The organism is Serratia sp. (in: enterobacteria) (assembly GCF_046715635.1).
In the GTDB taxonomy this organism is placed as follows: domain Bacteria; phylum Pseudomonadota; class Gammaproteobacteria; order Enterobacterales; family Enterobacteriaceae; genus Chania.
This window is the reverse complement of the sequence record NZ_JBKJYW010000142.1, coordinates 1-8,717: the sequence shown is the minus strand read 5'-3', so window position 1 is coordinate 8,717 and position 8,717 is coordinate 1. Positions and strand designations below refer to the sequence as shown.

At 53.5% G+C, this 8,717-nt stretch carries 4 protein-coding genes; 2 read left to right on the top strand and 2 right to left on the bottom strand.

All coding sequences use genetic code 11. The annotated features are described in order from the left end of the window. Window positions 1–2,042 (bottom strand): two-component system sensor histidine kinase RcsC (gene rcsC / locus ACLQ7H_RS06885; RefSeq protein ID WP_411752034.1); only part of this gene is annotated, 2,042 nt, incomplete at its 3' end. Between the two features lie 170 nt (window positions 2,043–2,212). Continuing rightward, window positions 2,213–4,864 carry a DNA topoisomerase (ATP-hydrolyzing) subunit A gene (gyrA, locus tag ACLQ7H_RS06880; protein ID WP_411752033.1) on the bottom strand — a complete coding sequence of 884 codons (2,652 nt, stop codon included), beginning with the start codon at window positions 4,862–4,864 and terminating at the stop codon, window positions 2,213–2,215. A 237-nt stretch (window positions 4,865–5,101) separates the two neighbouring features. Between gyrA and ubiG the strand changes: the two genes are divergently transcribed. Beyond that, a complete protein-coding gene (gene ubiG, locus ACLQ7H_RS06875) occupies window positions 5,102–5,827 on the top strand; it encodes a bifunctional 2-polyprenyl-6-hydroxyphenol methylase/3-demethylubiquinol 3-O-methyltransferase UbiG (RefSeq protein WP_021178493.1) in 726 nt (241 codons plus the stop codon). A gap of 432 nt (window positions 5,828–6,259) precedes the next feature. After that, complete coding sequence (gene nrdA / locus ACLQ7H_RS06870; protein ID WP_411752032.1) at window positions 6,260–8,548, top strand: class 1a ribonucleoside-diphosphate reductase subunit alpha; 2,289 nt, start codon at window positions 6,260–6,262, stop codon at window positions 8,546–8,548. The last annotated feature ends 169 nt before the right edge of the window (window positions 8,549–8,717 follow it).

Here is an 8,717-nt window from a genome sequence, read left to right as displayed (position 1 = left end):
GGCTCGGACTCCACCGCGATATCACCGTCCATCAGGTTGATCAGTTTTTCACAAATCGCCAACCCAAGCCCGGTCCCCTGGAAATGGCGCTGCACTCCGCTGCCAACCTGGAAGAAGGGATCAAACAGGCGCAGGACCTCTTTTTCTGGAATGCCGACGCCGGTATCGCGAACGCTGAATTCCAGATAGCTGTCACGGGTGCAGACCTGCAGCATGATACAGCCGGTATCGGTAAACTTGATGGCGTTATTCAACAGGTTAGATAATACCTGTTGCAAACGCACGGGATCGCCATTGATACGCTCGGGCACGCCTTGTTCAATAAAACAGTACAGGCCGAGCCGCTTTTTCACCACCAGCGGCAAGTAGTTGCCCGCAATATGGGTGATCACTTCCAGGCAAGAAAACTCACGTGGCTCTATCTTCAACTGCTCCGACTCAATCTTGGAGAAGTCCAGGATGTCGCTGATGATCTTCAACAACAACCCCGAGGAGTTGTTCATTGCGTTGACCAGGCGATCGACCCCTTGCGGCAACGCCTTGGTCTGCAGCAGATCCAGGTTGCCGATAATCCCGTACAGCGGCGTGCGCAGTTCATGGCTGACGGTAGCCAGGAACATAGATTTAGACTGGCTGGCCTGCTCCGCCGCCGCCGCCATTTCCTGCAAGGACTCTTCCATTTTGACGCGGGCGCTAACGTCAACCAGCACGCAGATAGCCACGTCCTCATTACGGTAACGGGAGTGCACAAAGCTGATTTGCAGGTTGTTGTTGTTACTGGTCATCACATCAACAAAGTTGACCTGCTGTTCACAGATAATGCGGGTAATGCGATCGCGATCCTCGTTGGTCAACAGGTTGATATAGTTATGCGCCAGTTCATTACTCAGAATATTGGTACCATCACTGATGCGCAGAATGCAGATGCCCACCGGCGCTGAAGCCACGATTTTGCGGTTGAACTGTTCATGCTCCTCCAACCGGAAGGCATTCTCCTCCGCGGGCAGGAACATTTTCCTTTCGAATAGCCATGCCAGGCTAAACAACACCACGGCCGACAGCAGGTTAAGCAGCACCGCGTTGAGGATCAGTACCTTGAAGCGCTCCACCACGCTCTTCACCGGCAATGAATACACGATGCTGAGCGACGAAGGCGGCAGCGCCTTCTTCATGATCAGATCCTGATAGCTGTCGACATAGCCAAAATAAGTGTGTTCCTGCGGATAAACATTGAGCGAAGACGCATAGCGATCGCCATTGGCCAGTCGCAGCACCGATTCGTTGTTCTCATCCAGCAGATTAACCCCCACCGGCAAGTTGCTGGTGGTGACAAAGTCCTCCAGGCGGATCGTCTGTTCAATCCCCAGCAGCGCTTCCAGCTTGTTGCCGACATAGATCGGCGTCATCACATACAGGTAACCCACATCTGGCCGCTGCTGACTGGGGCTGATCCAATAAAGGTTATTGTCTTTCTCGGCGCTGTTGGCGACGTTACGGTATTTAAGGATGCGCTCATGCAGCGCCTTCAGCACGCTTTGCCGGTCAGTGATGCCGTTGCTGCTACCAAATTCCGTCATGCATAGGCTGTCGCCACCGATAAAAAACACCCGATTCAGGTCATAGGCAGCGACAAAGTTTTCTTTCCAGTATTGGATCAGACTGTTTAACGAGGTGATCGCGTCACGGTAGTTGGAATTCAGTGCACAGTTGGATTCTGGATACAGCGGCTTCAGATCCGGCTGGATGTCTTGGCCATTCATCATGCCAGTGAACAGCTCCAGGCTCCCTACCGTGCCGTTGAGGCGGTTTTCCGCCATGTATTTGATGTCGCGGATGATATCCGCCGAGTGGCGAATGTAGCCCTGAGCCTGGTCAAAGTTGAGATTATATTCCTGCCTGATATCGGATTCTTTCTCATGCACGATATCCAGAATATAAAACGTAGTCAGCAGTGCTCCCAGCGACCACAGCATGAACGCCAACACCCGAAACAGATAACGGGAGATTTTTAACGTGGTACGGAAAGAGGCTAAATATTTCAAGCAGGTACCATGCCAGAGTAAGGGGTGACGAGCATAATCATAGCAAAACAACGATCCCGTGCAGCATCGACAAGTGATGGCAGCAATTAAACCATACAACTGAAAAAGGGCCTAGCATCGCTGCCAAGCCCTTTTGATCCACCCAGATTATACGGCCAGGGCCGTACTACTTAGGCGTTCTCGTCATCCATATCGTCTACGGCGCCGGTATCCTCATCACCCTCATCGAGTGGTGTGGTATCTTCTTCCGCTTCTTCTGTACCCGGCTCAAGGCTATCAAGCTCTTCATCTTCAACCGGCTCAGCGACGCGCTGCAGGCCGACGACGTTCTCGTCTTCCGCAGTACGGATCAGGGTGACACCCTGGGTGTTACGGCCAACCACGCTGACTTCGGCAACACGGGTACGCACCAGCGTGCCCGCATCGGTGATCATCATGATTTGATCGGTAGTTTCTACCTGAACAGCCCCAACAACCTGACCATTACGTTCGCTGACCTTGATGGAGATAACCCCTTGGGTCGCGCGCGATTTGGTCGGATATTCCGTTACCGCAGTACGCTTGCCGTAACCGTTCTGCGTCACGGTCAGGATATCGCCTTCACCACGAGGAATAATCAGTGAGACTACGCGATCGCCTTCACCGAGGTTGATACCGCGTACGCCGGTAGCGGTACGGCCCATCGAGCGCACCTGCCCTTCTGGGAAGCGCACCACTTTACCGTTGGCGGAGAACAGCATCACTTCGTTGCTGCCGTCGGTCAGGTCAACACCGATCAGCTCGTCACCCTCGTTGAGGTTAACGGCGATGATGCCAGCGCTGCGTGGGCGGCTGAACTCGGTCAATGCGGTTTTCTTCACGGTACCGCTGGCGGTAGCCATAAACACATGGCGACCTTCTTCGTATTCACGCACCGGTAGAATGGCGGTGATACGTTCGTTGGCTTCCAGCGGCAACAGGTTGACGATAGGCCGGCCACGGGCACCACGGCTGGCTTCCGGCAGTTGATACACCTTCATCCAGTACAGGCGACCACGGCTAGAGAAACACAGGATCGTGTCGTGGGTGTTGGCCACCAGCAGACGATCGATAAAGTCTTCTTCTTTAATACGGGCGGCTGACTTACCTTTACCACCGCGACGCTGCGCTTCATAGTCGGTCAGAGGCTGATACTTCACGTAGCCCTGATGCGACAATGTCACGACGACATCTTCCTGGTTGATCAGGTCTTCGATGTTGATATCAGACGTGTTGGCGGTAATTTCGGTACGGCGTGCGTCACCGAACTGATCGCGCATCGCCACCAGTTCTTCACGGATCACTTCCATCAGGCGGTCTGGGTTTTCCAGAATAAAGATCAGCTCAGCGATGATGTTCAGCAGCTCTTTATACTCGTCCAGCAGCTTCTCGTGCTCCAGGCCGGTCAGTTTCTGCAAGCGCAGATCCAGGATCGCCTGAGCCTGTTGCTCGGTCAGGTAATATTTACCGTCACGGATGCCGAACTCTGGCTCCAGCCACTCTGGGCGTGCAGCGTTGTCACCGGCACGTTCCAGCATCGCCCCAACGTTGCCCAGATCCCAAGGCTGCGCGATTAACGCCACTTTCGCTTCTGCCGGAGTCGGCGCGCGGCGGATCAGTTCAATAATCGGATCGATGTTAGCCAACGCAATGGCTAACGCTTCCAGGATATGGGCGCGGTCGCGGGCTTTACGCAGTTCGAAAATGGTACGGCGAGTCACCACTTCACGACGGTGGCGCACAAATGCACGCAGAATATCTTTCAGGTTCAGCAACTTTGGCTGGCCCTGATGCAGTGCCACCATGTTGATACCGAACGTGACCTGTAGCTGAGTCAGCGAATACAGGTTATTCAGCACCACTTCACCCACGGCGTCACGTTTGACTTCAATCACGATGCGCATACCGTCTTTATCAGACTCGTCACGCAGCGCGCTGATGCCTTCAACGCGTTTCTCTTTCACCAACTCGGCAATTTTCTCGATCAGGCGCGCTTTGTTCACCTGATAAGGAATTTCATGCACGATGATGGTTTCGCGGCCTGTTTTAGCGTCCGCCTCTACCTCGGCGCGGGCGCGGAGATACACTTTACCACGGCCAGTACGGTAGGCTTCTTCAATACCACGACGGCCATTGATAATTGCCGCCGTCGGGAAGTCCGGGCCTGGGATGTGTTCCATCAGCCCTTCAATGCTGATGTTTTCATCCTCGATATAGGCCAGACAGCCATTGATAACTTCAGACAGGTTATGCGGCGGAATGTTGGTCGCCATGCCCACGGCGATACCGGACGAGCCATTGACCAGCAGGTTCGGGATCTTGGTTGGCATAACGGCCGGGATCTGCTCGGTACCGTCATAGTTTGGCACGAAGTCGACGGTTTCTTTTTCCAGATCCGCCAGCAGTTCGTGGGCGATTTTCGACATGCGCACTTCGGTATAACGCATTGCTGCGGCGGAGTCGCCGTCCACAGAACCGAAGTTACCCTGGCCGTCCACCAACATGTAGCGCAACGAAAACGGTTGGGCCATACGGACGATCGTGTCATACACCGCGCTGTCACCATGCGGGTGATACTTACCGATCACGTCCCCAACGACACGGGCCGATTTCTTGTATGGTTTATTCCAGTCGTTACCCAGTACATTCATCGCGTACAGAACGCGGCGGTGCACCGGCTTCAGTCCATCACGAACATCTGGCAACGCACGGCCGACAATAACGGACATCGCGTAATCCAGATACGAGCTTTTCAGCTCTTCTTCGATATTTACCGGTGTGATTTCTCTGGCAAGGTCGCTCATGGAGCTGCTATCCCTCATACTGAATGATTCATCTGCCTTGGCGTAGTGCCAAAGGTGTAAAACTATATCACAAAGCGCGCTTTACGGGGAAATTACCGGCGCTGTTTCGCTGAAATGTGCTGCCCTGCGGGCGAAAATTGCCCCGATAACAATTGCCCCGATAACAACAGCGCTGCGCCAAGCGTGCCGGAACATGTATAATCTGCGCCATAAGAGAACCAGGAGCTAATAACGCCCATGAATGCTGAATCATCCCGTCACGCGCCAAACGTTGATCACCAGGAAATCGCCAAATTTGAAGCTGTCGCCTCGCGCTGGTGGGATCTGGAAGGTGAGTTCAAGCCGCTGCATCGGATCAATCCGCTGCGTCTGAATTATATCATGCAGCGCGCAGGAGGCATTTTTGACAAACAAGTGCTCGACGTTGGCTGTGGCGGCGGCATTCTGGCAGAGAGCATGGCACGTGAAGGTGCGTTGGTGACCGGGCTGGATATGGGGGCAGAACCGCTTCAGGTGGCGCGACTACATGCGCTGGAAAGCGGTATGCAGGTGACCTACGTGCAAGAAACGGTGGAAAGCCATGCGCAAGCTCATCCGCAACAGTATGACATCGTCACCTGTATGGAAATGCTCGAACACGTGCCGGATCCGGCTTCCGTCGTGCGTGCCTGCGCACATCTGGTCAAACCGGGCGGCCACGTGTTCTTCTCCACCATCAACCGCAATACCAAAGCCTGGCTGATGGCGGTCATCGGCGCTGAATACGTGCTCAAAATGGTGCCACAAGGCACCCATGATCATAAGAAGTTCATCCGCCCTTCTGAACTGATCGGTTGGGTTGACGGCACCGAGCTGCGTGAAAAACATATCATCGGCCTGCATTACAACCCGATCACCGACCATTTCAAGCTGGGCCGCAACGTCGATGTGAACTACATGGTGCATACCCAGCACCAGGGTTGAAGCTACCATAACGTACCGGGGGCGATGTTTCCGCCGCCGGTGCGACTAAGCGTATAAGATAAATACCTATTTATCCGTTTTCGATCAAAAAAGCCGATCTAAACCGTTTTTAAGAATATAAAAGCAGATCAATATACGGTTTTTTTCTAACGTTTAATAAAGCGGCAAACGAACGCAAATTTCAGAATTTAAGTAAATTCTCATCACACTTATTGACAACCTTGTCACCCCAGATAGGGCGCGCACTAGGAACAAACCGTAACATTTCACCCCCAAGTTATCCACAAGATCGGCAGGTTTTGTTCACTTGCAAACCCGCTGTTTTATCACTATCTTGTTACCTCACCGACATAAACCCCCTATATATAGTGTTTACATACTGAGCAGAGCGACTACACTTTCTGCTTAGGGGAATCTCACGGACAGGTAAAAATGAACCAAAGCCTACTTGTAACTAAACGCGATGGCAGTAAAGAGCGCATCAACCTCGATAAAATCCACCGAGTCATCGACTGGGCCGCGGAAGGTTTAAACAACGTCTCGGTCTCTCAAGTAGAGTTACGTTCACATATTCAGTTTTATGACGGCATCAAAACCGCCGATATTCATGAAACCATCATCAAGGCCGCAGCCGATCTGATCTCCCGTGACGCACCGGATTATCAGTATCTGGCCGCGCGCCTCGCCATCTTCCATCTGCGTAAAAAAGCTTACGGTCAGTTTGAACCCCCGAAGCTGCTCGACCACGTCGCACGCATGGTGGAGATGGGCAAATACGATAAACATCTGCTGGAAGACTACACCACTGAAGAGTTCGAGCAGATGGACTCCTTTATCGATCACTGGCGTGATATGCACTTCTCCTACGCTGCCGTGAAACAGCTGGAAGGGAAATATCTGGTGCAGAACCGCGTCAGCGGCGAGATTTACGAGAGCGCCCAGTTCCTGTATATCCTGGTAGCCGCGTGTCTGTTCTCCAACTACCCGCGAGCCACCCGTCTGGACTACATCAAACGTTTCTATGACGCGATCTCCACCTTCAAGATTTCACTGCCTACGCCGATCATGTCTGGCGTGCGCACCCCAACCCGCCAATTCAGCTCTTGCGTGCTGATCGAGTGTGGTGACAGCCTGGATTCCATCAATGCCACCTCCAGCGCCATTGTGAAATACGTTTCACAGCGTGCCGGTATCGGTATCAACGCTGGCCGTATCCGTGCCTTGGGTAGCCCAATTCGTGGCGGTGAAGCCTTCCATACCGGCTGTATCCCGTTCTACAAGCACTTCCAGACCGCGGTGAAATCCTGCTCTCAGGGCGGCGTGCGTGGTGGTGCAGCAACGCTGTTCTACCCAATGTGGCATCTGGAAGTGGAAAGCCTGCTGGTACTGAAAAACAACCGTGGGGTTGAAGGCAACCGGGTCCGTCATATGGACTACGGCGTGCAGCTCAACCGCCTGATGTATCAGCGTCTGATCAAGAATGAAGACATCACCCTGTTCAGCCCTTCTGACGTTCCAGGGCTGTACGACGCGTTCTTCGCCGATCAGGACGAGTTTGAGCGGCTGTATACCCTGTATGAGAAAGACAGTAGCATTCGTCAGCAGCGCGTGAGAGCGGTAGAGCTGTTCTCACTGATGATGCAGGAACGTGCTTCTACCGGCCGTATCTACATCCAGAACGTTGACCACTGCAACACCCACAGCCCGTTTGATCCGCAGATTGCCCCAGTACGCCAGTCAAACCTGTGCCTGGAAATTGCGTTGCCGACCAAACCGTTGGATGACGTTAACGACGAAAACGGCGAAATCGCGCTGTGTACGCTGTCAGCATTCAACCTGGGCGCGATTGAGAGCCTGGACGATCTGGAAGAGCTGGCCACGCTGGCCGTGCGCGCGCTCGACGCCCTGCTGGATTATCAGGATTACCCAATCAAGGCCGCTCACCGTGGCGCAATGGGCCGCCGTACCCTGGGTATCGGTGTGATCAACTTCGCCTATTACCTGGCGAAGAACGGCGTACGCTATTCCGATGGTAGCGCCAATAACCTGACCCACAGAACCTTCGAAGCGATCCAGTACTACCTGCTGAAAGCCTCGAACCGTCTGGCTCAGGAGCAAGGGGCTTGCCCGTGGTTCAATGAAACCACCTACGCGCAGGGCATCCTGCCAATCGATACTTACAAGAAAGATTTAGACGCGATCTGTAGCGAACCCCTGCATTACGACTGGGAAAGCCTGCGTAAAGAGATCAAGGAGACCGGCCTGCGCAACTCAACGCTGTCTGCCTTGATGCCGTCGGAAACCTCGTCGCAGATCTCCAATGCCACCAACGGCATTGAGCCACCGCGCGGCCATATCAGTATCAAGGCGTCCAAAGACGGTATTCTGCGCCAGGTCGTTCCTGAGTATGAGCGTCTGAAAAATGACTACGAACTGCTGTGGGAATTACCGAATAACGATGGTTACCTGCAACTGGTTGGCCTGATGCAGAAATTTATCGATCAGTCGATCTCGGCGAACACCAACTATGACCCAACCCGTTTCCCGGGTGGCAAGGTGCCGATGAAGCAGTTGTTGAAAGATCTGCTCACCACCTACAAATTCGGTGTGAAAACGCTGTATTATCAGAACACCCGCGACGGTGCAGATGATATCCAGGAAGACATGCAGCCTGCTCAGGGCGGCGATGACGACTGTGAAGGCGGCGCCTGCAAGATCTAACGTTTGACACAGCGGGCCGGAACTCTTCCGGCCCCTTTACTTTTCAGCTCGGCACTAATGGATCCAAGCTCATGGCTTACACTACTTTTTCTCAAAACAAAAACAACCAGTTGCTTGAGCCGATGTTCTTCGGCCAGTCGGTCAACGTGGCGCGTTTCGACCAGCAAAA

Excerpts from the sequence above, each read along its gene's own strand:
- gyrA (WP_411752033.1), bottom strand. The coding sequence starts at position 4,864 with ATGAGCGACCTTGCCAGAGAAATCACACCGGTAAATATCGAAGAAGAG.
- ubiG (WP_021178493.1), top strand. The coding sequence starts at position 5,102 with ATGAATGCTGAATCATCCCGTCACGCGCCAAACGTTGATCACCAGGAA.
- nrdA (WP_411752032.1), top strand. The coding sequence starts at position 6,260 with ATGAACCAAAGCCTACTTGTAACTAAACGCGATGGCAGTAAAGAGCGC.